Source organism: Nonomuraea sp. NPDC059023, assembly GCF_042740095.1.
Classification (GTDB): Bacteria; Actinomycetota; Actinomycetes; order Streptosporangiales; family Streptosporangiaceae; genus Nonomuraea.
On sequence record NZ_JBHYIO010000011.1, the window covers coordinates 47,799 to 72,179 of the forward strand.

Here is a 24,381-nt window from a genome sequence, read left to right on the forward strand (position 1 = left end):
AGACCTACCCAGACTCGGCGAAGGTGATCTCGGGGGCGCCGCCGTTCTCGAACGGCAGCACGAACCGCCGCGGCCACGACAGCACGCTCTCCAGCCACCCCGCGCCCATCATCTGCCCGACGTGCCGCAGCCGCGCGGCGGCCTCGATCCCGATCGCGACGGTCAGGATGTCGCGCTGCACGGCCTCGTTCTCGTCGTCGCCCAGGATGACCCGCCAGGCCAGCGCCCGGTTGTGGTCGATCTCCATCGACAGCGGGTGGTGGCGCAGCGCCTTGGCCCGGTGGCCGAGCAGCTCGCTGCGCACCAGTTCGGTGGAGGCGCCGGTGCCGAACAGCGCGTACTCCAGCGCCGGCGCGGGAGCGCGCAGGTCGGGAGCCGGCTGTCCGAACGGGAAGAGCCTGTCCACCTCGTGCAGCCACCGCACCTGCGGGATCACCCACGACGGGCCGGGCCGCTCGCCGCCGCCCTCGGCCGCGTTCAGCAGCTTGGCCGCCGTCTCCGCGGCCTTCTCCACCAGCAGCGCCGGGTCGAACCAGCTCCGCAGCGCCCACGCCCGCCTGCTGACCGCCCGCTCGACCAGCGTGGCCAGCAGGCACTCGCGCCGCCTGGCGGGAACCTCGGCCCAGACCCCGGCCAGCGCGCGCGGCACCCCGGGCAGCGGCCGGTTGCCGACGAAGGCCAGCACGACGGTGTCGCACCAGATACGCAGCCACGCCCACTCGGGCGCGCCGGCGAGCACGTCAGCCTCACGCAGCTCCACGAGCGTGCACGCCTGTCCGGTACGGCACGCCGCCCCGCAGGCCGCCGAGCGCCGCCCCCGGATCGGCGGCGGCGGTCCCGGCAGCACCTTCTCCCGCGACTCCCCGAGCGGCACCATGATGCGCAGCGGCCGGTCCATGCCGTCGGCGAACACCGCCGCTGCGCCGGGCTGCAGCGAGACGACCTGGCGGGACTGCTCGTCGCTGAGGTTCATGGCGGCGCCGACGAGCTGCCTGTCGTCCTCGGCGGGCAGCCGGTGCACGACCTTGAGCGCGGTGTTCTTGACGACGTCGGACACGAGCTTGGTCGGGATCTGCTCGGCCACGACGATGCCCTCGCCGTACGCGCGGATCTCGGCGAGCATTCCGGCGAGCAGTTCGACGGCGTGGGTGGAGGCGCGGCCCGCGCCGCGGTCGCGCAGCAACCGGTGCGCTTCCTCGATCACGATCACGTGCCGCAGCCCGCCGGACTTCTCGCCGCGGGCGCGCATCCGCAGGTGCTCCACGATCCGGATGATCAGCGTGCCCATGAGGAAGGCTTTGTCCTCGTCGTTGGCGACGTCCTCGATGGCCAGGACGACGTTGCGTTCGAGCAGCCCGCCGATGTCGGCCGGGTGGCCGCCCTCGAAGAAGCGCCCGGCCGAGCCGACGCGCAGCGAGCGCAGCCGCAGGGAGATGAAGCCCTCGACGTCGGCCTGGACCTCGCGGCCGTAGCCGATCTCCCGGATCACGTCCATGGCGTGCTGCTGGAGCTGCTCCAGCGTCGGCACGCTGGGCGGCACCTTCGAGCCGGGCACCGCGCCGCCGGTGACGACGTCCCAGCCGGTCGCCTCGTAGACCCGCTGCAACGCCAGCGACATGATCTGCGGGAACGGCTCCTCGGCGTCGAAGGCGGCCATGAACAACGCCCGGATCATGTCGATGTGCGCCTGCACCGGGTAACCGGGCTCGGGCTCCAGCGGGTTCACGCTGAACGGCACGCCGTCCGGCGCCGACGGGTTGATCACGGTGACCGGGGTGCCGATCCGCCCGGCCATGGCCTGGTACTCCGACTTGGCCGGCTCGATGGCCAGCCAGGGGATTCTGGCGGCGCTGAGCTGTTCGAGCAGGTGCCGGACGGTCTGCGACTTGCCGGAGCCGGTCGCGCCGGTGACGAAGGCGTGGCGGTTGAGCGTGGCCAGCGGCACCCGGAAGGCGCCCACGCCGCGGTCCTGGCCGTCGAGGATCTCGCCCAGGTCGAGCTCGCCCGCCTCGGAGGCCTCCGAGGTGACGTCGAAGAATCCGGCGTCCAGCACGCGCAGGCCGGGCACCTCCCGCCTGGGCAGCCCGGCGAGGGCCGCCAGCGCGCCCGCGGTGGCCGCGAACGGCGCGGCGGCGCCGTCGCCCGGGTCCTGGAGGTTCAGGCTCAGCGCCTCGGGCAGCGCGTAGACGGCGCCCGCGGCGCTGCGCAGCCGGTAGGGGTGGTGGCCGATCTCGACCGAGCCGACCAGGACGGGCGCGAGCTGGCGCAGCTCGTCGGCGGTGGCGGCGCCGGCCAGCGCCCTGACGTTCCACAGCCCGGCCTCGCGGAAGGCGTCGAGCTCCTGCATGCGGCGCTCGGCGCGCTCGGCGTCGAACCTTGAGCGCTCGGAGGCGTCGCCGTACTGCCGCAGGACGTTGAGCTGGGTGCGCAGGTGGGCGACCTCGGCGTCGAGCATGTCGGTCGGCTCGGCCACCAGCAGCCAGGCGAACGGCCGCGACATGAGCGTGACCAGCGTCGACTCGAACAACGTGGGCCGCTTCAGCTCGTCGGGGTCGTACTCCCTGCGCGCGTTCAGCGGCGGCGCCTGGCGTCCCGGGCAGGGCATCCACACCAGGTCGGCCAGGTCGGCCAGGCACTCCTCGCCCAGTTGCACGCCCCTGGCCCCGCCCGGGAACAGCAACGGCTGAGGACCGCGCGCGCCCTCGGGCCCCGGCGCGCGGCGCGGCTGCCGGGGCGGCGACAGCGGCCCGGCGTTGGTGATCAGCTCCAGCGGCGCGCCGGAGCCGCGCGAGAGCCAGCCGATGACGAACGGCCGCTGCCGCTGGGCCGCCGAGAGCACGGCCGGCAGGATGGAGACGAAGTCCCACTCCGCCGATGAACTTCGCGAGGGTGCGGCGATCGACTGGATTCTGTACCAGGGTCCGCTTAGCTGCATCTCATCCCCCCACAGATGGTTCTTAGTAAAGTCCGCCTCCATTCGGCGTGTGGACCGGTCATTGGGGAGGTCCTTACCTCTCCTTGCGCCAGTCCAGACGCGGCGGGGGCGGGCCGAGGTTCGGGGGTGGCTCCTCGCCGGGGTTCTCGTTGCCGTTCTGCGCCAGTACGGCGTCGCGAACGTCCTCCAGCTCGCCAAGCGTGGTCTTGGGGAAGGTCAGTATCGCGGGATTGGCGTCGGCCAGGCGGACCCGGCGGCCCTCGGCGGTGGCGTCGGTGACGATCACGGACGTCGTGGGCAGTTGCTGCAACTGGTGCGGCTCGACCAGGAACTCCCGCGAGCGCTGCAGCACCCGCTCCTTCTCCCCGATCTTGGTCGCCGTCCTGCCCCACTCGGTCGACTCGGTGATGTCCCCTGCCAGGTCGGTACGGTTGTCGCCCCGCTCCTCCGTCGACTCCTCCACCTGGGAGATCGTCGAGGTGTAGCCGCCGTCGAGCCCCGGCACCGAGGCGCTGATCGTCTCGGTGAGCTGGGCCAGCTCCAGCCGGTGCTCTGTGCCGACGTGCTCGCTGGCCACCCGCGCGTCCTCGGCGTTGCCCAGCCGCATGAACGCCACCGCCGCGTGCCCGCGCCCCAGCCGTTCCCTGACCGTGGGGGTCAGCGAGCGGTAGGTCAGCACGAGGCCGGTGCGGGAGGTCTCGCAGGCGTCCATGAGCCGGTCGAGCACGTCGCCGCGGAGCTTGTCCGCGCCCGCGACGATGATCGTGTGGTACCAGGGCCGCTCGGAGGCGGGCGACTGGCGCAGGATGTGGGTCAGCGCCGTGGCCACGTACGTGCCGAGCACCCGGTTGCCGAACACGCCCGCCTGGCGGTCCATGCTGACCACGCGCAGGCGCGCGGGCGGGAGCCGTACGGCCTGGGTGCCCAGGGTTTCGAGCTTGCGCAACTGTGACTCCAGCGCCCACGCGCGCTCGATCACCACGCGGTCGCTGACGCCGCGCCCGAACAACGTTCCGATGCGCTCCAGCTGCGTCGCGGTGATCAGCCCGAACCTCAGGTCGTCGCGCGGGTCGCCCACCTGGGCCAGCGCCCGCAGGGCCGCGGTGACCTGCCTGATCGTGGCGTCCTCGCCCAGGACCTCCAGCACGCGCTCCAGGATGGCGTTGTCGAAGCTGAGGTCTCGGGTGGTGCGGTGCTCCTCGCTGACGCTGACGACATGGGCCAGCACGTCGGCGAACGCCTCCGGCTTGAGCGTCGCCCCCAGGTCCAGCCGGGGCAGGTCGACGGGCAGCACCCAGACGAGCGGGTCGTCGCCGCCGCGCCTGGCCAGCTCGATGAGGTCCTTGGCGATGGCGCCCTCGGACAGGTCGAGCACGGTCAGGTGCCCGCCGCTGTAGAGCCGGGTCGCGCCGATCAGCGTGATCAGCGCCGACCATCCTGGCAGCGTCCCGCCGGCCACGTCGATGCGGTCGATCTCATCCGGTACGGCTACCGCGTACCAGTTGACCTGCCGGTCGTGGCGGTCCTTGACCTCCTGCCACTCGCGGTAGCGCTGGGCGTGCTCCTCCTGGGCGCGGAACAACTCCTTGTCACGTTCCTGACGCACCCGGTCGTCGCGCGCCTGCTGCTCCAGGACCCGGTAGCGCACCGCCCGGTCGCCCTGCAGCAGCGCGTAGCTGCAGATTCCCGCGACGCCGCCCGCGGCCACGAACCCGATCAGCGCGAACGACCAGTCGAGGTAGCCCAGCAGGGCGAGGGCGAAGATGAGCAACGTGAGAAAGATCATGAAGATGCGGAAGATCCGGACCGGCCGGTTGAGCAGATCCTCCTGGAGCTTCTCGCGCCGCAGCAGCTCGGTGTCGACCCGGGCCTGCTCTCCGGCGTCGGCGGGATCGCCGGTGTCACCGATGGGCGAGGGCCGCTTCGGCGGCGGGCCGGGGTCGGGGTGCAGCAGGACGTACTGCCAGCCCAGGTAGATCCGGTCGGCCTGGAGCTGCGCATGCTCGGGATGCACGTCCGTCACGTGACCCTCCGGCTGCGATATGTCCTTGTCCCGCGGCGACCTCGTCGTCGGCCGCTCGTGACAGCGTAAGAGCTAGAACCCCTATTCGGGCAGGGTTCCCGCCAAATCCATCACAGGGATGGGACCATTGCGGCAGATGGTACAAGCGCGACCTATTACCATCCTTACCCATGACGGAACCCTCCGGCGCACCAAGCACCCCCAAACGCCCGGTTGTGGTGCCCGCGATCGGCTTGGTCATCCTCACCACCCTCGGCATCACCGCCCTCCTTGGCGGTCTGAACACCGCGCCGGACAAGCCGCCGCCCCAGATGGCCGCCGGCCAGAAGATCGACCAGGGCCTGTACGAGACCGAGTTCGTGGAAGCCAAGATCACCGTCCAGCGGGGCCCCGGCGAGTTCGCGGAGGACCGGCGGTATCTCGACATCCTCTTCAAGGTCACGAACAAGAGCGACACGACGATCACGACCGGTGCGGGCTCCAGCGCCACCGGCGCCGGCAGCGGCTTCGCCGGGACGCTGATCAAGATGGCGCCGGAGATCAAGTCGAAGTGGGGCGCGCAGGCCTTCATCCCCTCGGGCGAGGACGGCAAGAGCTCCCAGTTGCATCCCGGGGTCCCGTCGAACGTGACCGTCCGTTACGAGCTGGAGAAGGCGGCCCAAGCGCCGCCCGAGGTGGCCCTGAGCCTGTCCAAGCTGGAGGAGAGCAAGAACCCCATCTCCGGCACGACGATGTGGATGCCCGTCGACAAGGAAGATCCCTTCACCCGGAAGCGCGCCGTGGAAGTGCTCTACACCATCAAGGCCCCGGTGAAGCAGGAGGCGGCGCAGTGACCGCGACCGACCAGCGGCCGGCGGCGCCGCGCAGGCGCCGCGCGCCCGCCCGCGGGGGCGGTTCCAAGGTTCTCGGCGCCGTCGTGGGCCTCGCGCTGGCCGCGGCCGCCGTGGGACTCCAGACCCTGGGCCTGAGCGCCGACGACATGTCGATGCCGCTCGCGAGCACGGGAGACAAGGGCGAGGAGGTCGCCACCGGACGGTTCACCATCCGCGTGGACGGGGTGAAGACGGCCAAGACCATCCGCGCCGGGGACAAGACCGCCGTCACGGGCAACGTCTTCCTGGTGATCGAGACCTCCGCGACCGTACCGCGGGAGCCCACGAAGATCCGGCCGCCCGTCCTGGTCGCCGAGAACGGCCGGCGCTTCGACACCACCGACAAGGTCGACAGGAGCAAGACGCTGGCGAACGTGTGGAGCCAGCCGGGCTGGTGGGCCTCGGGCGTGTTCGTGTTCGACGTGCCCGCCGACGCGCTGGCCGGCGCCCAGGCCTCGTTCGTCGCGCCCACGAGCGCCTTCTACGGCGAGCCGATGCTGCCGGCGGCGGAGATCGACCTGGGCATCGACGAGGCGGCGGCCAAGCAGCTCGCCACCGCCCCTCAGGACGTGTACACGCTGGGCGAGAAGAAGTAGACGATGAGCACGAACGATTCAGAGCGCGACTGGTTCGCCCCGCCCGCCGGCCAGCCCCCGCAGCGTCCGCAGCCGCCGGCGCCGCCGATTCGGCGTCCGGGGCGCCGGGCCGCCGCCCCGACGCCGCCGCGCCCCCGGCCCGCGATCCACGCCGACCAGCAGGTGTGGCCGCCCGCTCCCGCCCAGCCGACCGACAGCTCGACACAGCCCATCCCGGCCATCCCGAGCGCGGGCCCGTTGCCCCCGAGGCCGCCCCAGCCGCCGTGGACCCCTCCGGAGGAGACGCCGCCCGCCGCCACGCCGCCGCCCAGGCCGCGCCGGCTCCTGCTCGGCATCGGGGCGGTCGTCGCCCTGGTGGTGGCCCTCGGCGTACCGACCGCCGACCGGTACCTGTTCTACAAGAGCGGGCGGCCCAGCCCGACCGTGCACCTGGCGGGGCCCGGCCAGACGCTCACCTACGAGCACGTGTCCTGGAAGTCGGCCATCGAGCCGGCCACGGCGCCCCCGGACAGCAGGCACAACACTCCCGACAAGCAGTGGTTGAAGATCACCGTCACCCGTTCTGCCACCGACGACACCGGCGCCGTGCTCACCGCCAAGCCGAAGCTCACGCTGAAGGACGCAGCCGGGCGTGCCTGGATGGCCGAGATCTACGAGGACAACACCCCGACCGAGAAGCACGAGGTCGGCAAGGAGTACAGCTACCTGGCCATGGCGGTCGTCCCGGCGGCGGTCGGCAAGGAGGTCCAGCTGAACCTGGAGCCGGACATCACCTACCGCATGGACACCCCGACGGAGAAGCTGTTCGAGGCGAACGAAGAGGACACGGAGAAGTCCCGCCGCAACGATGTGATCGTCTTCAGGCGGTGATGTCCTCGCCGCGGGCCCGGGCCCTGGTCGCCGCGATGTCGAAGGTGGCGGCCAGCAGGCAGTAGGTGAGCACGGTCACCAGCAGGTTCTTGACGAAGTCGACGGGCCAGCTGACCCACAACCACATGTACGGCGTGGGCGAGCCGATGAACGTGCTCACCGCCCTGTCCAGATAGTCCGCGCCGACCCGGATTCCCACGAACAGCAGGCACATCAGCCCGAAGAGCGTCGCGCCGCCCTTGACCGTGACGCGGAAGGCGTTCACGACCGGGACCCAGCGTTCCTGGAACCCGCCGACCACGCGGTTGACCGACCGCTGGGTGACCTCGTGCGAGCCCTCCAGCCTGTCGACACTGCCCGCCAGCCGGGTGCCGCGCAGCGCCCGCCGGGTGTCGTCGACCGTGCCGCCGAACACCAGAACGGCGACGGCCAGCCAGGTGAGCGGCATGACCAGGGCGTCCACGATGAAGGGCCAGATCTCGCCCATCCAGCCCCAGAACGCCTCCAGGCCGGGAACGCTCTCCTTGGCCTTGACGACGATGTCCCCCGCCTCGGAGACCACGACGCGGTGCTCGGCCCAGTCGGCGCGCAGCGCGCTGAAGGTGAAGACCGCGTTGAGGCCGCAGAACATGAACGCGAACTCGGCGAAGGCGGCCGCGACGCCGGCCAGCTTGCCGGATCCGCGCTCGACCTGCCGCTCGAACAGCATCCGCAGCCCCAGCGCCACCGCCATGGCGGCCAGCGACACACGCCAGTCGAGACCGACCAGCCCGGTGTTGAGCGTGGTCTCTTCCTTCGTGCCGTTGGCGATGTTGTTGAAGATGACGTTGTAGAAGTTGTCGTCGAGGTTGTGCAGCGAGTCCATCGCCAGGAAGGCCGCGGCGTCGGGTTTGTACAGCTCCCAGGCGAGATAGATCACCGCGAACGCGGGGGCGATCCGGTTCATTGACGACCAGAAGGACTCGTCCTCCGCCCCGTCGGCCCGGCGCGCGGCGCTCTCCCACATGGCGGCCCGCAGGGAGAGCATCATCCCGGTGATGACGGTCATCGCCAGCATGACGATGACCGTCATCAGGATGACGGTCACCACCAGGCGGGCCTGACGGAAGTCGCCGTGGGAGATCTCCGTCGCGATGTAGAGGAGCGCCCATCTGGCCGTCTCTCCCGCGGAGAACCACAGGACCAGCGGCAGCGCGCACTTGCCCGCCAGACGCAGGGTGTGCAGGGGCAGCGAGTACGGCGAGGGCACTCGCTGAGCCGGTGTCGGCCCGGGTTGAGGGGGTGCCACCACACCAGACGATCCGGACATCTGAAGAATCGTAGCGGTCTGTCCAGGATGGGCGCATCCACATCGCGGAATGCCGCCAATCAGTTGATTGTTCAACCGTCCATGACGCTTCTCAACGAGATCGAGCGTTACCGCTACGCCGAGCGGTTGCTTGGCCAGCGGGACGCGCTAGGAGCCCTGTACATGCTGGAGCCGCTGCTCGACGAGCACGGTGACGATCCCGGCGTGCTCCTGCTCGCCGCCCGTGCCTACTTCCACTCCGCCCAGCTCGGCCGGGCCCGGAAGGCCTTGGGCACGCTGATCGAGCGCGACCCCAGCGACCACTATGCCCGGTTCCTGCTGGGCCGGACGCTGGAGCGGGCGAGCAAGCCGGAGCAGGCGCTGCCGCACCTGCGGATGGCCGCGGCCATGGCCGCCGAGCCCGACTACGCCGACTCGGTGGCGCGAGTCGAGCGGAAGCTGTCCTTGTAGTTCATCAACAGGTGGAACGCGCCGCCCGCCAGCAGGCCCCAGAAGGCCGAGCCGACGCCGAAGAAGGAGACTCCCGAGGCGGTCACCACGAAGGTGACGGCGGCGCTTTCCACCCCGGCCCTGAACGCGGACGCGATCGCGGCGGCCAGCGCGCCGAGCAACGCCAGACCGGCCACCGCCTCGATCAGCACCGGCGGGGCCAGCAGGACCAGCGCCACCGCCAGGCTCGATCCCAGGCCCAGGACGACCATGGAGATGCCCGAGGTCAGGGAGGCGACCCAGCGGCGCGCGGGGTCCTCGTGGGCGTCGGGTCCGGCGGCGAGCGCGGCGGAGATGGCGGCCAGATTGATCGCGTGGCCGCCCAGGAAGGCCCCCGCGGCGGTGCCGGCCCCGGTGGTCAGCAGCACCTGGCCGAACGGCGGGCGGAAGCCGTACCCGGAAAGGACGGCCATGCCCGGTACGTTCTGGGAGGCCATCGTCACCAGGAAGAGGGGCAGCGCGATGCCGACCATGGCGGAGCCGGTGAAGGCCGGTACGGCCGGCGCCACCACGGGCACGGCGTCGAAGGTGAGTGAGGGCATCGACAACTCTGTCACCACGATCGCCACGACGGCGGCGGCCAGCGCGCCCGGCACGGCCCACATGCGGGCGTACCGGTAGAGCAGGGCCCAGATCACGATCACCGGGATCGCCATGAGCGGCACCTGCGCGACCGCGGCCACCGGCGCCAGGCACAGTTTGAGCAGGATGCCGGCCAGCATCGCGCCGGCGATCGGCTGCGGGATGCGGGCGATGAGGCGGCCGAGCGCGGGGAACAGCCCGGTGGCCATGATGGCCAGGCCGCAGACCAGGAAGGCGCCGATCGCCGCTGCGTAGCCGCCGTCGACGGGGCCCGTGGACAGCAGCAGCGCCGCCCCGGGGGTGGACCAGGCGGCGGTGATCGGCATGCGGTGCCGTACGGAAAGGACGATGGTCGTGACGCCCACGGCCACGCAGAGGGCGAGCAGGCCGGAGGCGGCCTGGCGGGAGTCCGCGCCGACGGCGCGCAGGCCGGCCAGCACGATGGTGAACGAACTGGCGAAGCCGACCACCGCGGTCACGATGCCGGCGATGACCGGTCTCAGGGCGGTTCGTTCCATTTATGGAACAGTAGTGAACTCGGCGGCGAGAGGGCAAGATGGGCGGCATGGATTCCCGGCCGGCGCTCGACGGCGACCCGCGCGAGGTGGGCCAGCGCGTACGCAGGCTACGGGAGGCACGCGGAGTCTCCCTGTCGGAGCTGGCCAGGCGGGCCGGGATCGGCAAGGCCACACTCTCCGGCGTCGAGACCGGCCAGCGCAACCCCACCCTGGAGACGCTCTGGGCGATCACCGCGCAGCTCGGCGTGCCCATCGGCGCCATCCTCGACACCCCCGCGGAACCCCAGGTCATGTACGGCGCCGCCGTCGAGGCCACCCTGCTGGAGGTGTTCGAGGACCAGGAGGTCACCTACGAGCTCTACCGGCTGCGCGTCCCGCCGGGAACCACCCAGTCCTCACCCGCCCACCACGAGGGCGTCACCGAACACCTCACCGTCTTCCACGGCACCCTGATCGCCGGGCCGGCGTCCGCGCCGCTGACGGCGGGACCCGGCGACCACATCAGCTGGACCTCCGACGGCCCGCACCTCTACCGGGCGCAGGGACCCGACATCGTGCAGGCCAGCCTGCTCATCCGCTACCCGGGACGGCAGACCTTGCAGGGCCGGTAGCCCTCCCGCTCGGCCTGGTCCAGGGTCCGGAAGCCGACGCGGTGCGCCGGGGTGATCCGGCGGGCGTTGTGGCAGGTCGGGAAGCAGACCACGCCCGTGGTGTCGCTGCCCAGGTAGAAGACGCTGGAACCGGCCAGCTCGCGCATCCGCGCCAGGTCCACGCCCTCGCCCGCCAGCACCGCCTCCTTCGCGCCGGCGCCGAAGACGTACTCGCCCGGGACGCCGTCGGAGCGGGTCACCCGGTGGCAGGGGATCAGCAGCGGCACCGGGTTGTTGCCCAGCGCGGTACCCACCGCCCTGACCGCCTTGGGCCGGCCGATCCTTGCGGCGATCCACGCGTACGGGCGTACCTCGCCGCGCGGGATCGTCCGCGCGGCCAGCAGCACGTCGCGCTGGAAGTCGCTGATCCCGCGCAGGTCCAGCTCAAGCCCGGACGCCTTTCCCGAGCGCAGAGCGGGAACCAGCCCGGCGGGCGGGCGCTCGGCGCGTACCAGCGGGCGGCCGAAGCGCCGGTGGAAGGTCTCGGCGAAGCCGTCGCCGTGGTGCACGTACGCGATGCCGCGATCGGTGAAGGCCACCGACAGCTCGCCGATCGGGCCCGGCACGCGGGTCCAGCGGGCGGCGATCCGGTCGTAGAGGTCGCGCGGCGGCTCCGCGGCCAGTGCCGCGAGTCCGGTGATGATCGGGTCGTGGGTCATCGGGCACCTCCCAGTGTGCGCAGCCGCTTCAGGCCTCGTGAGATATGCGATTTGACGGTGCCCTGCGGGATCCGCATGACCGTCGCGATCTCGCTGACCGGCAGGTCGACGACGTGCCGCAGCACAACGGCGGCACGCTGGTCGTCTGGGAGCTGGACGAGCAGGTCGGCCAGTTCGTCGCCGGTCTCGTGGCGCAGGGCCGCCTCCTCCACTCCCTCGCCGGGGTCCAGGGTCTCGACCGGCTCGTCGAGCAGGTGCGGTGGTGGCTTGCGGGACTTGTGCCGGGCGCAGTTGCGCCAGACGTTCATCACGATCGTGACGATCCAGGCGCGCGGCTGCAGCGCGGAGATGCGGTCGTGGTCGTAGTCCGCGAGCGCGCGGTAGGCACGCAGGAACGCCTCGGCCGTCAGGTCCTCGGCGTCGGCCCACTTGCCCGTCAGGCGGAGCGCGGTCGAGAACACCAGACCCCGGTAAGCGTTGAAGAGCTCGGCGAACCCCTCGTCGAGGTCGTCGAGCAACGCTTTGCGCACCGGATCCAGGCATTCCATGTCAATCACGTTCTATAGAACACCATCGGGGTGCGGATGGTTGCGGGGCGGTAGCCGTACCGGAAAAGAAAGGACCCGCGCCGCGAAACACGGCGCGGGTCCTTCAGAGGGGGACCTAGACGGCGACGGCGAGCTGCGAGACCTCGCCGAGACGCGCGGAGACGTGGACGTCACGCGTGACGCCACCACCGGCGATGATGCGGACGGTCCAGTCACCGGGAGCGGCGAAGAAGCGGAAGATGCCCTCGTCGGACACCACGACCTCGCCGGTGAACTCGCCCGAGTGGTCGAGCAGCCGCGCGTAGGCGGTGCCCGCGCCGGTCACCACGCCCTGGATGACGGCCTGGGTGGACAGATCGATCCCGGCGGGCAGCGTCGCGGTCTGCTCCGGCGCCGCGCAACCCTGAGATACAACAGACATCAGCGGGCCTCTCCTAGCTCGATCGGCACGCCCACGAGCGAGCCGTACTCGGTCCATGAACCGTCGTAGTTCTTGACGTTGGCCTGGTCGAGGATCTCGTGCAGCACGAACCACGTGTGCGCCGAGCGCTCGCCGATACGGCAGTAGGCGATGGTGTCCTTGCCGAAGTCGACGCCGGCCTCCCCGTAGAGGGTGCGCAGATCGTCGTCGGACTTGAACGTGCCGTCGTCGTTGGCCGACTTCGACCACGGGATGTTGCGGGCGGTGGGCACGTGGCCGGCGCGCTGGGCCTGCTCCTGCGGGAGGTGCGCGGGAGCCAGCAGCTTGCCGGTGAACTCGTCGGGCGAGCGCACGTCGACCAGGTTGAGCTTGCCGATCGCGGTGACGACGTCGTCGCGGAAGGCGCGGATGGAGCTGTTCTGGTCCTGGGCCACGTAGGTGGTGGCGGCCTTGGCCGGCACGTCCTTGACCAGCTCGCGGGAGTCGAGCTCCCACTTCTTGCGACCGCCGTCGAGCAGCCTGACGTTCTCGTGCCCGTAGAGCTTGAAGTACCAGTAGGCGTAGGCGGCGAACCAGTTGTTGTTGCCGCCGTAGAGCACGACCTGGTCGTCGTTGGAGATGCCGCGCTCGGACAGCAGGGCCTCGAACCCGGCCTTGTCCACGAAGTCGCGGCGGACCGGGTCCTGCAGGTCGGACTTCCAGTCGATCTTGACGGCGCCACGGATGTGGCCCTTGTCGTAGGCGCTGGTGTCCTCGTCGACCTCGACGAGTACGACACCGGGCGTGTCGAGGTTGGCCTCGACCCAGTCGGCATCCACCAGGACGGCGGAGCGGCTCATTGGGGAACCTCCATTTTGGCGGCGGGCAGTAGACGGCGAATCAGCAGATACATCTCGCAGCCAAGACAGAATCCGAAGGCTGCGTTGAGGAGGGCGGCGAGGAGGGCCGCTGCCGTCGCCCCCAGGGCGAGCGGCGTGATCCCGGTGAAGAAACCGATCAGCCCGGCACCCGCGAAGACCAGCCCCACCACCTGCGCGAAGCGCGGCGGGCGGGCGTCTTCCGTCTCCTTCGGAGCGCTCTTGACGAGCGCCTTGAAGAGCATGGTGTACGGCGAGCGACCCGCCGTACCGAGTGCGAAAACCACCGCCTGGGCGGCCAGGAGCCACGGGCTCTCGGTCACCAGGACGAGGATCAGGACCAAGGTCGTCATCGCGGCGCCGAAGCGCAGCGCTCTAGGGTCGGCACGCATCGCTGGATGCTCCTGAAGGGGTCGGGTTGGGGCGGACCTGAATGTCCGCGAGACCGTCCTCAGGCAGCGCGACAGAGCGCGGTGGCCACGCGGCAGAAATCAACCGCGCGCCGCTTCGTCAGCAGCTCTGTCGTGGGGTTCATGTCGATGAGACTACATCGACGTCTCGCCATCTGTCACATCTCGTCCGGCTCCTGAGACACCGCATTGCCCAAAGCCGCGAGCACGTCGGCCTTCCTGGGCTGCCCCGACGCCGTTTTAGTGATTTTTCCGGACCTGTCCAGGACGAGGACCGTAGGGGTGCGCAGAATGTCCAGCCGGCGCACCAGATCGAGCCGGGACTCCGCGTCGATCTCCACGTGCGCCACGCCCGGCACGAGATCGGTCACCTCGGCCAGAATCCTGCGCGTGGCGCGGCACGGCTGGCAGAACGCCGTCGAGAACTGCACCAGCGTCGCCCGTTCTCCCAGCGGCGCGCCGATCTGCCCTTCCGTCAGCACGCCTGCCGGCATGTCCGTGGCCGTTTCGCGCATCCTTCCATCGCGGCGCAGTCGTACCACCCCGATCACCAAGCCCAGCGCCAGTGTGCCGAGCGCCACCCACAAACCCGTCATCAGTCATGGCCAACCATCGCGGGGCCCGGGTTCTTCCCTACGTCACGGTCTTGGTGTGCACCAGCAGCTTGCCGTCCTGGTCGACGATCCTGATGAACCGGATCGACTCCAGCGGCAGCTTCGTCGTCAGCTGGAAGACCGGGGGCTTCTCGTAGTTCTCCCGGCTGACCTCCCAGCCGTCGAGAGTCTCGCGCTTGCCGCCCTCGCCGAACACGATCACGCGGCACTGGGTGCCGACCGCCACCCCAGAGACGGTGAGGTTGAGCTCGGTGCCGTCCTCGGCGGGCATCGCCATGACGGTTGCCTGCCTGGCGCCGTTGGCGCCCTTGAACTCCTTGCCCGCGGGGGCGTTCATCGTCGAGGGCGATTCCGTCGCGCTCTTGCTCGCCGCGGTCCGCGGCTCCGGGCTCGCGCTGGAGTCGAAGCCGTACTCCGGCTGGGCGGCGCTGTCAGGGGCGGCCGCCTCGCGCTGATCGGCATGCTCCACTCCCGCGGCCGACGAGCTGGTGCGCTCGCCGCTGGTCGTGGCCGTCCAGATCGTGCCGCCGACGGCGATCACCGCGGCGGAGGCGGCCACGGCCAGCAGGACGCGGCCGCGCCTGCTGCGCTTGGCCCGGTCGTTCAGCAGCCGGTCAAGCACCTGGCGCGGGGGGCTGGCGACCAGTTCCACGTCGCGCTCGGAGACCTTGCCCAAAAAAGCGGTGACGCCTTCGAGCTCCACGAGCTCGGCGCCGCACGCCTCGCACGTGGCGAGATGGGTGTCGATCTCCAGCGCCTCCTCGGGGTCGAGCGCGCCGAGCGCGTGGGCGCCCAGCGACAGCCGTACCTCCTCACAGGTCATCCTCACGGCGCCAACCCCCGCTCTTCCAGCGCCAGCTTCAACGCCCGCAACGCGTAGTAGGTGCGGGACTTGACCGTGCCCGGCGGAATGCCGAGCGTGGCCGATGCCTCCTTCACGGACTTCCCCCGGTAGTAGACCTCCATGAGCACCTCACGGTGCTCGGGCCGCAGCGCCGCCAGGGCCTCGGCCACGGCCCACGACTCGACGGCCTTCTCCAGCTCGTCGTCGGCGGGGATCACGGCCAGCGCGTCGTCACCCGTCTCGGGCGGCCTGGCCCTCCTCGCCCTGTGCTGATCGACGACGAGATTGCGAGCCACCGTGAACAGCCACGCGCGGATCGGACGCCCGGACAACGCTTCGGGATGCCGCCAAGCCCTCAGCAGCGTCTCCTGCACGACATCCTCCGCCCGGCCGGAATCTCCGGTAAGTCGCAATACGTAGCCATACAGCGGCCCGGCGTGCTCGTCGAAGAGGGTGCGTACAAGCTCCTCGTCGGCGGTGCCAGCTGGACTCACGCCCTCATCACGTACGGCACGGCCAGGCGGTTCACCGGTGGCTTTGTCCTCATCCACTGGTTTTTTCCTCATCCACGGAGCGGCACGTTCTTTCCCTCGGCCGAGAGCTCCAGCCCGTCGGCCACGCTCTTCACACCCGTCACCTTCACGTCGAACGGCAGCTTGCCCTTGAACGGAATCGTGTAGGTGACGAACTGAGCCAGCTGGCTCGGCACTCCCTGGATCTTCGTGGCGGCGAGCTTGATGCCGCCGTCGGTCAGCTCCACCTTCAGCTCGGCACTGAACTTCACCTTCTGCCCGCCGAACGGCACCTCTCCCGAGGCGACCAGCCGCTGGCCGTTGCCCGAGATCTTCACGCCGGGCGGGGCGAACTTGTCGATCGTCGCCCTGGTCACGGTGCCGCTGACGGCCAGCCGTTCGGCGCGGACGTCCGCGGTGTTCTGGATCACGTCGGACAGCGGCGCGGTGACCCCGTAGGCGACGCCGTGCAGGTTCCGGATGGGCACGCCTCCATAGGTGAGCGTCCCGAGGTCGAAGCGGACCTCGGGATAGCGGCCCGCGAACGCCTGGGTCAGGAACGGGATGCCCTCGATCGTCACCGTGGGCGTACCACTGAGGTCGGCGGCGGCCCCGATCCGGTTGGCCAGGTCACGCTGGACGCCGGCCACCGCGACCCGGTCGACGGCGACAAGGAGAACGATCAGCACGATCAGGAAAATGACCAGCTTGCGCATCGGGCTCCTTTGGCACGGGGGACATTGAGCTTACCGACCAATTCCCTGAAAAAACGGGAGATCACCCGCCCGCGAACGGCGGCAGAACCTCCACCGTCACCCCCTCGCCCAGCACCACCTCGTCATGCGCCCGCCGGCCGACCGGATCGCCGTCCACCAGGAACGACGAGCGCCGCATCACCCTGGCCAGATCGTCGCGCCCGGCTGTGATTTTCGTCATGAGTTCGCCAAGAGTGACGGCCTCGAACGGCTCCTCCGCGACTCCCGCCGCGTCCTTCGCCGCCGCCCAATAACGAACCTTTCCCGTGGCCATAGGCTCCTCACAATCGTGTCGGGTCCATTGTGCGCCCCTGTTAACACGCGTGTTTCGCTGTTCAACAGGTGGACGCACAATGAACGCGAGATTCCCTTGGGTTATCCTCACGTATGGGACCTGGGCGACGTAGCCCCCGGGTCCTTGCGCGTTTTGGGGAGGCCGTGATGAGCAACCTGCTCCTGCTGACGAACGCTCTGGAGCCGTCGGCCGAAGTGCTGCCCGCGCTCGGCCTGCTGCTCCACTCCGTCCGCGTCGCGCCGGCCGAGGCCTCCGCCCTGATCGACGCCCCGCCCTCCGACACCGTCATCGTCGATGCCCGCAAAGAACTCGCCCACGCGAAGAGCCTGTGCCGCCTCATCAGAACCACGGGCATAGACGTCCCCCTGCTGGTCATCGTCACAGAAGGCGGCCTGGCCGCGATGACCGCCGAATGGGGCGTGGACGACGTCCTGCTCGACAGCGCCGGCCCCGCCGAGGTCGAGGCCCGCCTGCGCATGGCCGCCGGCCGCCTGTCCCTGGCCACCACCGAGGACGTACCCGACGAGATCCGCAGCGGCGAACTGTCCATCGACGAGGCCACCTACACGGCCCGCCTGCGCGGCCGCGTCCTCGACCTGACCTTCAAGGAGTTCGAACTCCTCAAGTACCTCGCCCAGCACCCCGGCCGCGTCTTCACCCGGGCGCAACTGTTGCAGGAGGTGTGGGGGTACGACTACTTCGGCGGCACCCGGACGGTGGACGTACACGTGCGGCGGCTGCGCGCGAAACTCGGCACCGAATACGAGTCGTTGATCGGCACGGTCCGCAACGTCGGCTACAGATTCGTCCCAGAACGCGGCGACTCATCCCTGGTCTCCTAGCCGAGTATGTGAAGAACGTCTCCAGATCCTGTCATCCCTCCATGATCACACTGGGCTTGGGCTTCATGAGACTGTGGCAGGCTTCGCCGGGGTGCGGGGCGGCGGTCAGGTTCCGAGGCTGCGGCCGCCGTCGACCACGATGCGCTGGCCGGTGATGAAGCCGGCGCCTTCCGAGGCAAGGAAGCTCACCGCATGGGCGACGTCGTCGGCGGTACCCATGCGGCCCGCGGGCACCGAGGCCCGGTAGGTGCTCCTGATCTCGGCCGGTACGCCGGCATGGCGCTCGACCGGGATGAAGCCGGGGGCGACGGTGTTCACGGTGATGCCGTCGGGCGCCAGTTCGCGGGCCCAGCTGAGGGTCAGGCCGATCTGCGCGTTCTTGGCGGTCGCATAGGCCGACCGGCCCGGGGGTGGCCGGTGGGCGACTTCGGAGTCGATCTGGATGATCCGGCCGAACCCGCGGGCCCGCATCTGTTCGATCACCAGGCGGCCGAGAAGCACCGGGCTCTTGACGAAGAACTCAAGCTGGGCGAGGTGGTCCGCCCAGGTGACGTCGGTCAGGGGCGCCTCGGGCTGGGGCCCCGTGGCGTTCAGCACCAGCACCTCGATGGGGCCCAGGGTGGTGGTGACGGCGGTGACCAGTTCCGCGACCTGCCGCTCGTCGGTGACATCAGCGAGAAAGGCGTCGGCGGTGCCGCGAATGGCTCGCGCGACCTCACGGGCGTTGGTGTCGCCGGGCGGCCCGTTGACGGCAACGGCCATGCCGTCCTCGGCCAGCCGCCGCACGATGGCACTCCCCAGCCCGCGCGAACTCCCGGTCACCAGCGCCACACGCCGCCTGCCCCCGCCCGTGTCATCTGTGGTCACTTGTGTCCTTTCGCCAGGAGATCCGAACCGCACCGGCGACCTGATCGCCGCGGACGGTTTGGCCGTTGGCGCCAAGATCCCACAGGCGAGACTGTTCTCAGAACGCGCATGGTCACAGTCCGCGGCGCTCCGCTCGGGAAGTCGCGATCATCGCCCGGGGCTCCGGTCGACCAGACATACTCACAACACGCACCTGGAAGGGGAACGACGTGGCCGAGGTCTTCTTTCTCACGAGCTGGATCATTCCGGCCATCGCGCTTTTCTTGATTGTTTACTGGGCCGTACGGCTGGCGATCAGGCATGAGAGGTACCGGCAGGAGGGCCCGAAAGTCTGAGGCCCCCAAGCGACACACAGGCGCGCGGAGCCGAGGCGACTTCGCCGACCAACCGGAGCCCGCCGCTCTCGCGTGATTTCACGCTGGCTCGTCAGTTGGCCGCATCAAGTTCGGTCCGTGCGGCACGAACCCCGATCCCCAAGGCCCCCGCCACAGTCCACGTACAACCGCTCCAGCCGACAGCGCGGCGGCGACAAGCGTCATAATCACCTCCCACGAGCGGTCCGGCGGAGCGCATACAACCCGAGCGAAGCATGGGGGGACGGTTTCAAGGCCGTCGCCCGCACCTGGCACCACTGCTCACGGCGAGAACCGCCCTCGATCAAGCTACTCGGCCCGCAACGAGAGGTGGAACCTGGTGTAGCGCTCGAATTCGGCCACCACGCCAAACCCCAGCCGCTCCAGAACAGCCACACTCCGGTCATTGCCATGCGTCACTCCAGCGAACACATCCGTCGCCCCCAACCCGGTCCGGGCAAAGGCGATCAACGCTCCGCAGGCGGCGGTCATGTAACCCCTGCCCGTCACCTCTTCGTCAAGCCAGTAACCAATCGAGTACCGGGGCGGATCAACCGGATTGAGATCCGCTCTGCCAACGAGCTGATCCTCAAGCCAAATACCAAACCGCAGATTCCGGTCGAGTGGGCTCACAAAATCCCGCGCAACCGACTCCGGCGTCGCGACCTTCACCTCCTCATAATCGCCGTGGCGGGTCAGGTGCTCGCGATTGCGCACGATCAGCTCGTAGTACGCCTCCACTTCGTCGGCCGTGAGCGGCCGCAGGGTAAGCCGGGGCACGGAGGTCGGGAGAACGGGCAGCGCCAGATCATCAGCCACAACCAGCGACCGTAGCAACCCGTTCTCCGGCCGCGACGAGCCACATCGCACGGGTAGTGTGCCGCCCGTGGCTCGCCGAATCAGGGAGTAACGGTTCGAAGTGCCGCAGTTCCGCACGCTCCAATGGATGGCCGATGTGACAACACCGCTGCCCAGCCATCATGTCGACGTCGTGGATCGTGCTCCACCGACGCTCGCTGTGCGCATACCTTGACCGGAGGCACGGCGCTGCTCCACCGAGATCATCTGCTGATACCCGTCCGCTGATCTCTCTGCCAAACCCTTAGGACCGTGAGTACGCGAGGGTCGAAAGGGGGAGTCGACGCTACTGATCAACTCGGACAGTAAACACGGCTTATGGGCGTGCATCGTAGACAGCGAGCATCTCTTGGAGAAGGACGGCAAATGAGACGGCGATCTCATCCGGATCTTCCAGCACGCCTACTGCCCGTGCCGCGAGGCGCGCGAGGGTACTGTCTGGGCCGCTTCCATGCTGGCGTAGCACCTGAATGGCTCTCTTGGTCACTTCGCCTGCCAGCGCATCATCGCTGAGCAGATGAAACTGGGAGGCAAGTGGCCCAGCCTCCGTGACCTACAGGAGACGCAGTATGTCGAGCCCGTCCTTAGGCTTGAGCCGGAGGGGGTTGTCCAATCGGTCGTCGACCTTGATGGCCTTGGCTGCGAGCAAGGCGGCGGGCCCGGCGACGCGAATGCTGAAGGAGCGGTTGTCGGCCGGGTCCAGGGCAGTGAGGTTGTGCTGCTGGTTGTCCACTAGCGCTGGTTCAAGTCCAGTGGTGCGTCGTGCGACGCGGTTGCCGTGCACAGGAAGCCTGGCTCCGCGCCGACCCTTGCCACCGCCGCTCAGCGCGTCAGGGACCATCAGGTCAATGGCTATACCGCTGGCGCTGAGCCAAGTACCCGGGTTGGCTCCGGGAGTGAACCCGGCGTCCCGCAGAGCGGCCTCCAGCAGGGGTTCCTCACATAGCAAGTCTGGAGCGAGGGCGACGTCGGCATCGGTAGTCGTCGGCGCCACCGCCAGGTTGCCGTCGCCAACGTGCTGGTAGACCGCTTGCGCACCTACCAGAACGACGGCAGCACGATGAGGGCCGAGAGCATGCAGCGCGTCCAGTAGGACGCGACGGGCGAGCACGTACTCCAGTGAGTTGGTGAATGTCATGCCGCCCACTCTCGATCGGATTCGGTCAGGAGTTCCAACAGCTGAGCACCTTCTTCAGGGGATCTCCCGGCCCCGGTCAGGAGGTCGGCCGCGGCTTGCGCGGGGCTGACATAGCGCAAGTCAGCGTGAACTGTGGGATTGCGGTAGACGACCTCATCAAAGGGCTCGATGAGGAGCACGTTGGCGCCTCGTGGCGCAGGGTGCAGCTTGAGGTCCCGTTGTGCGGCCACGACGTCATCGACATACAGCGCCGGCAACATCAGGGGGGTGACGGCGGTGCGTCCGACGGGCATGTAGGCGTGCAGCGCAGCAGACAGGGTCAGGGCGTAGCGCCCTGGATAATCCAAGAGGTACTGGAAGACCTGCTCGGTGCCACGGGGATTGAGCATCGGTACCGCGTGATTGGAGGTGGTCACTCCATAGTCCTGGATCCACCGATGGACGAGCGATCGTTTGCGTACTGTGACGACAGCCCCACCCTTGTCGCGCTCGAGCAGACTGTCTCGATTCAACAGATCGAGGACACGCGAACTCGTGGCCGCACTGACCTGGGCCTCAGCCGCCAGGTCTCGTACTCCACGAAACCCGCGGCCGTCCAGAAGCGCGCGAACGATTCGGGCAGCGCCAGGACCGCGAAGGGATCGGAGGCGGCGGTCCGTCGTGGGATAGGGGTTTCGATCAGCTCCCCGCCGATCGATGAAGATCAGAGGCTTCCGCAGTTGGAGCCGGAGATTGCCGGTGGGGTCGAACCAGCCGGCGCCTTGCGCGGCCAGGAGCTCGCGCACGCGGGGCGAGACATAGGAAGCCGCGATCAACTGGGCACTATCGGCGGTTTCTGCGGAGAAATACCGCTTGTCATAGGCCGAGATCTTGCGCAGGAGCCGATCAACGTCTCGCGGCTCTATCCGGCGCTTCGTCTCTACGTGTATGTGGCTCAGGGTGCCGTCGGGGGTTTGGATCTCGAGAGTTGCGTCCACACCCGCGTCAGAGGCCCATCGAGGCCCTCTGGTGATCTTCAGGACCCACTCATCTGGGAGCATCGAACGCAAGTTGGCATAGAGAAGGTGTTCGAGTTCCGTTTCTCGCGGCTCACTGTTCCGCATCACGCGGAACACCCTAGCTTGCGGAACACCAGCACCGCAGTGAACTCGCTCCTACTGACCAGCGTGGCAGCGGTTCAGTGACGCGCCTCCGCTCGAGGATACTGCCTTACACCTCGGCAGAGGCTCGGCTACAGCCGCCCGATCGGGCAACTTCCATCGGGCGAAAGCCGCGGCGACATGAGTGGATACTCACCTGGGCGCTCTCGAAACGGCACCATGCCACCCATTCAAACTTCTGGTTCCGCGTAATGGGGCGCGCCGTGACAATGCTCGTGCGATCTTGGCGAGGTGGTTCCATCGACTTCTTAGACGGTCGACGGGGCGGGGTGCTCGAGGGGCGGCAGCCCCTCGATCGGAATCAGAACGGCCTAAGCCCTATGCGCGTAGCGCCCACGGGCGAAGCCCGAGCTTTTGGGCGGGGTGTGGGGGCCGCGCCCCCACAAAGCACAGCCTGAGCCCCAAAGCGCGAAGCGCCCCACAGCGAAGCCCGAGCTTTTGGGCCGCGCCGCCGCAAGACACAGCCGGAGCCCCTCCGAAGGGAAGACCGAGCTTGCGAAGCGACGCGGCCCCCACACCTAATTGACCGCGGTGATACGGCCCAGGGCCGGTGGGGCGATGGGCTGGTTCGCGGTGAGGTAGACGACCAGGGCGTCGATGTCGAGCGGCCCGCTCCACACGTCCGTCCCGTCCTTGAAGGCGGCGAAGGCATCGCCACCGCCCACGAGGAAGTTGTTCGCCGCCACCCTGACCTGCTGGGTGTCCGTAACAGCAGCGCCGTCGATCTTCAGGTCACTGACCTTGGAGCCCCAGGCGGCGCCCCGGCTGTACGTGTAGGTCAGGTTCGCCGACGGCTGCAGGATCTTCTGGAACGGCTGGCCGTTGGGACCACCGACGAACTGCTGCTCCAGCACCGTCTTCAGCTGCGCCCCCGTCAGCGTCACGACCTGCATCAGGTTGTTGAACGGCTGAACGGTGAACGCCTCCCCATATGTCACCACGCCGTCCCCTTCACCCGCCGGCGACCCGGCGAACGTGAACGGAGCCCGGATGCCGCCCGGGTTCATCAGCGCCACCTGCGCGTTGCCGCCGGTCTTGGTGGCGGCGAGCTGGGCGTCGGCGATGAGGTTGCCGAGCGGGGTCTCGCCGGTGGGGGTGGCGGTGTTGGTGATGTCCGCGGTGATCCTGCCGACGGGCTTGTTGGCGACCGGGGCGACCCGGTCCTTCCACGTCTGGACGAAGGTGGAGATCTCGGGGTCCGCGGCGATGGTGCGGGTCACGACGTGGTTGTCGGCCGTGACGGTGTTGCGGACGATGTCGCGGCTGCGGGTGTTCACCTGGAAGTCGACCTGGGTGATCACGCGCCCGAACGATCCGCCCTGCGAGTACAGGCGATCGTTGCCCGCCGGGTCCTTGACGGTGCACTTGTACGCCTGGTGCGAGTGCCCGCTCAGCACCATGTCCACTTCGGCGTCCACCTGCGTGGCGATGCGGTTGCCCGCTCCGGGTACGGCGCTGCAGGTGTCGGGCGACTGGCCGGCGTTCACCTGGTCACCTTCGTGCACCAGCACGACCTGGGCCTTGATGCCGATGAGCTTGAGGAGCTTGGAGGCGACGTTGGCGGCCTTGACCTCGTCAACGAACTTGAGGTCCTTGATGCCTTCCGCGGTGACGATGCCTGGCGTGGTCTGGGTGACGAGGCCGATGAAGCCGATCGGCACGCCGTTCTTCCACTTGATGCTGACCGGCGGCAGCGCGGGGACGCCCCAGTCCTTGAGCAACTGCTTGGCCTGCGGCGTGGAGGACAGCCCGGCCAGCGCGTCGGATCTCTCGTTCCGGTTCTTGAACAGCACGTTGGCGCCGACGTAGTCGAACTGGGCGCCCTTCCACGGGCCGGCGGGCGAGCAGCCGTCGACCGGGTGGCAGCCGCCCTTCATGATCCGGCGCAGCTCGGCGTACCCCTCGTCGAACTCGTGGTTGCCGACCGCGGAGACCTTCACCCCGATCTTCCCGAGGAACTCGACGGAGGGCTCGTCGTGGTAGGCGGCCGAGATGAGCGGCGTCGCCCCGATGAGGTCGCCCTGGGCGACACCGATGGTGTTGCGGTCGGCCAGGCGCTTCATGTGGGCGGCGACGTAGGCGGCGCCACCGGCGTCGACGGTCTGACCGTTCTCGTCGACCATGCGGCCGGAGGAGCCGGTGGGCGGCTCGAGGTGGCCGTGGAAGTCGTTCAGCGCGAGCAGGCGCACGGGGACCGTTCTGGCGGTGGTCTTACCGGCGTCCGCGGGGGTGATGGCCAGGACTAACCCGCCGGCCGCCACGGCTCCGGCCAGCGCAAGCCGGAGGAGGGATCGAGACGTCATGGACCAAGACGTTACGTCCGCAATCCATGCAACCCATGTCGCAAAGGTAACGATTCATCGGCCAGCCCCCTGGCGTTGTTTGCCATACGGACGCCTAGAGT

27 protein-coding genes are annotated in these 24,381 nt (G+C 69.1%); 7 read left to right on the top strand and 20 right to left on the bottom strand.

The window, feature by feature from the left end; genetic code table 11:
- Window positions 1-4: 4 nt before the first annotated feature.
- Together ACFWYW_RS20060 and ACFWYW_RS20065 are read right to left on the bottom strand one after the other, a co-directional pair.
- On the bottom strand, window positions 5-2,839 hold the full coding sequence (locus ACFWYW_RS20060; RefSeq protein WP_379622758.1) for an ATP-binding protein: 2,835 nt from the start codon (window positions 2,837-2,839) through the stop codon (window positions 5-7).
- A gap of 169 nt (window positions 2,840-3,008) precedes the next feature.
- Window positions 3,009-4,958: a hypothetical protein gene (locus tag ACFWYW_RS20065; RefSeq protein ID WP_379622760.1), complete on the bottom strand. Its 1,950-nt coding sequence runs from the start codon at window positions 4,956-4,958 to the stop codon at window positions 3,009-3,011.
- A gap of 170 nt (window positions 4,959-5,128) precedes the next feature.
- On the opposite strand from ACFWYW_RS20065, the gene ACFWYW_RS20070 reads away from it, so the two are divergent.
- Genes ACFWYW_RS20070 through ACFWYW_RS20080 form a run of 3 tightly spaced genes read left to right on the top strand, consistent with a single transcriptional unit; the run spans window position 5,129 to window position 7,296 of the window.
- The gene (locus ACFWYW_RS20070; RefSeq protein WP_379622762.1) at window positions 5,129-5,791 is read left to right on the top strand and encodes a hypothetical protein; all 663 of its coding nucleotides are present in this window, start codon (window positions 5,129-5,131) and stop codon (window positions 5,789-5,791) included.
- A complete protein-coding gene (locus tag ACFWYW_RS20075) occupies window positions 5,788-6,426 on the top strand; it encodes a hypothetical protein (protein WP_379622764.1) in 639 nt (212 codons plus the stop codon). The genes ACFWYW_RS20070 and ACFWYW_RS20075 overlap by 4 nt, the downstream gene beginning before the upstream one ends.
- A gap of 3 nt (window positions 6,427-6,429) precedes the next feature.
- A complete protein-coding gene (locus ACFWYW_RS20080) occupies window positions 6,430-7,296 on the top strand; it encodes a hypothetical protein (protein WP_379622766.1) in 867 nt (288 codons plus the stop codon).
- Here ACFWYW_RS20080 and ACFWYW_RS20085 read toward each other — a convergent pair.
- Entirely contained in the window at window positions 7,286-8,605 is a 1,320-nt protein-coding gene (locus ACFWYW_RS20085; protein ID WP_379622768.1) for a hypothetical protein, read from the bottom strand. The genes ACFWYW_RS20080 and ACFWYW_RS20085 overlap by 11 nt on opposite strands.
- Before the next feature lie 81 nt (window positions 8,606-8,686).
- Between ACFWYW_RS20085 and ACFWYW_RS20090 the strand changes: the two genes are divergently transcribed.
- Window positions 8,687-9,055 carry a tetratricopeptide repeat protein gene (locus ACFWYW_RS20090; RefSeq protein ID WP_379622769.1) on the top strand — a complete coding sequence of 123 codons (369 nt, stop codon included), beginning with the start codon at window positions 8,687-8,689 and terminating at the stop codon, window positions 9,053-9,055.
- On the opposite strand, the gene ACFWYW_RS20095 is transcribed toward ACFWYW_RS20090, so the two are convergent.
- The gene (locus tag ACFWYW_RS20095; protein ID WP_379622771.1) at window positions 9,010-10,194 is read right to left on the bottom strand and encodes a benzoate/H(+) symporter BenE family transporter; all 1,185 of its coding nucleotides are present in this window, start codon (window positions 10,192-10,194) and stop codon (window positions 9,010-9,012) included. The genes ACFWYW_RS20090 and ACFWYW_RS20095 overlap by 46 nt on opposite strands.
- 47 nt (window positions 10,195-10,241) lie before the next feature.
- Between ACFWYW_RS20095 and ACFWYW_RS20100 the strand changes: the two genes are divergently transcribed.
- Window positions 10,242-10,805, top strand: a complete 564-nt coding sequence (locus tag ACFWYW_RS20100) for a helix-turn-helix domain-containing protein (protein ID WP_379622773.1) — start codon at window positions 10,242-10,244, stop codon at window positions 10,803-10,805.
- On the opposite strand, the gene ACFWYW_RS20105 is transcribed toward ACFWYW_RS20100, so the two are convergent.
- From ACFWYW_RS20105 to ACFWYW_RS20155, 11 genes are all read right to left on the bottom strand, one after another.
- Window positions 10,772-11,503 (bottom strand): methylated-DNA--[protein]-cysteine S-methyltransferase, encoded by a 732-nt coding sequence (locus ACFWYW_RS20105; protein ID WP_379622776.1) that lies wholly within the window; start codon window positions 11,501-11,503, stop codon window positions 10,772-10,774. The genes ACFWYW_RS20100 and ACFWYW_RS20105 overlap by 34 nt on opposite strands.
- Complete coding sequence (locus tag ACFWYW_RS20110) at window positions 11,500-12,051, bottom strand: RNA polymerase sigma factor (protein WP_379622802.1); 552 nt, start codon at window positions 12,049-12,051, stop codon at window positions 11,500-11,502. The genes ACFWYW_RS20105 and ACFWYW_RS20110 overlap by 4 nt, the downstream gene beginning before the upstream one ends.
- Before the next feature lie 115 nt (window positions 12,052-12,166).
- A complete protein-coding gene (locus ACFWYW_RS20115) occupies window positions 12,167-12,472 on the bottom strand; it encodes a DUF1416 domain-containing protein (RefSeq protein ID WP_184958290.1) in 306 nt (101 codons plus the stop codon).
- Window positions 12,472-13,311 carry a sulfurtransferase gene (locus ACFWYW_RS20120; protein WP_379622778.1) on the bottom strand — a complete coding sequence of 280 codons (840 nt, stop codon included), beginning with the start codon at window positions 13,309-13,311 and terminating at the stop codon, window positions 12,472-12,474. The genes ACFWYW_RS20115 and ACFWYW_RS20120 overlap by 1 nt, the downstream gene beginning before the upstream one ends.
- Window positions 13,308-13,721 carry a DUF4395 domain-containing protein gene (locus ACFWYW_RS20125; RefSeq protein ID WP_379622780.1) on the bottom strand — a complete coding sequence of 138 codons (414 nt, stop codon included), beginning with the start codon at window positions 13,719-13,721 and terminating at the stop codon, window positions 13,308-13,310. The genes ACFWYW_RS20120 and ACFWYW_RS20125 overlap by 4 nt, the downstream gene beginning before the upstream one ends.
- A 59-nt stretch (window positions 13,722-13,780) precedes the next feature.
- The gene (locus ACFWYW_RS20130; protein WP_376773436.1) at window positions 13,781-13,894 is read right to left on the bottom strand and encodes a putative leader peptide; all 114 of its coding nucleotides are present in this window, start codon (window positions 13,892-13,894) and stop codon (window positions 13,781-13,783) included.
- 3 nt (window positions 13,895-13,897) lie between these two features.
- On the bottom strand, window positions 13,898-14,254 hold the full coding sequence (locus tag ACFWYW_RS20135) for a TlpA family protein disulfide reductase (protein ID WP_379622804.1): 357 nt from the start codon (window positions 14,252-14,254) through the stop codon (window positions 13,898-13,900).
- A gap of 118 nt (window positions 14,255-14,372) precedes the next feature.
- Entirely contained in the window at window positions 14,373-15,176 is an 804-nt protein-coding gene (locus tag ACFWYW_RS20140; RefSeq protein ID WP_379622806.1) for an anti-sigma factor family protein, read from the bottom strand.
- Window positions 15,177-15,178: 2 nt separating this feature from the next.
- Window positions 15,179-15,691: a sigma-70 family RNA polymerase sigma factor gene (locus tag ACFWYW_RS20145; protein WP_379622783.1), complete on the bottom strand. Its 513-nt coding sequence runs from the start codon at window positions 15,689-15,691 to the stop codon at window positions 15,179-15,181.
- Window positions 15,692-15,759: 68 nt separating this feature from the next.
- Window positions 15,760-16,425: a DUF2993 domain-containing protein gene (locus ACFWYW_RS20150; RefSeq protein WP_379622785.1), complete on the bottom strand. Its 666-nt coding sequence runs from the start codon at window positions 16,423-16,425 to the stop codon at window positions 15,760-15,762.
- Window positions 16,426-16,486: 61 nt separating this feature from the next.
- Window positions 16,487-16,738 (bottom strand): MoaD/ThiS family protein, encoded by a 252-nt coding sequence (locus tag ACFWYW_RS20155; RefSeq protein WP_379622787.1) that lies wholly within the window; start codon window positions 16,736-16,738, stop codon window positions 16,487-16,489.
- A 167-nt stretch (window positions 16,739-16,905) separates the two neighbouring features.
- Between ACFWYW_RS20155 and ACFWYW_RS20160 the strand changes: the two genes are divergently transcribed.
- On the top strand, window positions 16,906-17,601 hold the full coding sequence (locus ACFWYW_RS20160; RefSeq protein ID WP_379622789.1) for a winged-helix domain-containing protein: 696 nt from the start codon (window positions 16,906-16,908) through the stop codon (window positions 17,599-17,601).
- Between the two features lie 105 nt (window positions 17,602-17,706).
- Here ACFWYW_RS20160 and ACFWYW_RS20165 read toward each other — a convergent pair whose 3' ends face one another.
- Window positions 17,707-18,468 (bottom strand): SDR family NAD(P)-dependent oxidoreductase, encoded by a 762-nt coding sequence (locus ACFWYW_RS20165; RefSeq protein ID WP_379622791.1) that lies wholly within the window; start codon window positions 18,466-18,468, stop codon window positions 17,707-17,709.
- A 209-nt stretch (window positions 18,469-18,677) separates the two neighbouring features.
- On the opposite strand from ACFWYW_RS20165, the gene ACFWYW_RS20170 reads away from it, so the two are divergent.
- Complete coding sequence (locus ACFWYW_RS20170; RefSeq protein ID WP_379622794.1) at window positions 18,678-18,803, top strand: hypothetical protein; 126 nt, start codon at window positions 18,678-18,680, stop codon at window positions 18,801-18,803.
- A gap of 327 nt (window positions 18,804-19,130) precedes the next feature.
- Here ACFWYW_RS20170 and ACFWYW_RS20175 read toward each other — a convergent pair whose 3' ends face one another.
- The 4 genes from ACFWYW_RS20175 to ACFWYW_RS20190 all read right to left on the bottom strand — a co-directional run bounded on the left by ACFWYW_RS20175 (window position 19,131) and on the right by ACFWYW_RS20190 (window position 24,280).
- Window positions 19,131-19,640 (bottom strand): GNAT family N-acetyltransferase, encoded by a 510-nt coding sequence (locus ACFWYW_RS20175; protein ID WP_379622796.1) that lies wholly within the window; start codon window positions 19,638-19,640, stop codon window positions 19,131-19,133.
- Window positions 19,641-20,232: 592 nt separating this feature from the next.
- Window positions 20,233-20,817 carry a hypothetical protein gene (locus ACFWYW_RS20180; RefSeq protein WP_379622798.1) on the bottom strand — a complete coding sequence of 195 codons (585 nt, stop codon included), beginning with the start codon at window positions 20,815-20,817 and terminating at the stop codon, window positions 20,233-20,235.
- Window positions 20,814-21,923 (bottom strand): hypothetical protein, encoded by a 1,110-nt coding sequence (locus ACFWYW_RS20185; RefSeq protein ID WP_379622800.1) that lies wholly within the window; start codon window positions 21,921-21,923, stop codon window positions 20,814-20,816. The genes ACFWYW_RS20180 and ACFWYW_RS20185 overlap by 4 nt, the downstream gene beginning before the upstream one ends.
- A gap of 572 nt (window positions 21,924-22,495) precedes the next feature.
- Window positions 22,496-24,280, bottom strand: a complete 1,785-nt coding sequence (locus ACFWYW_RS20190) for a bifunctional metallophosphatase/5'-nucleotidase (protein ID WP_379626192.1) — start codon at window positions 24,278-24,280, stop codon at window positions 22,496-22,498.
- Window positions 24,281-24,381: the final 101 nt, after the last annotated feature.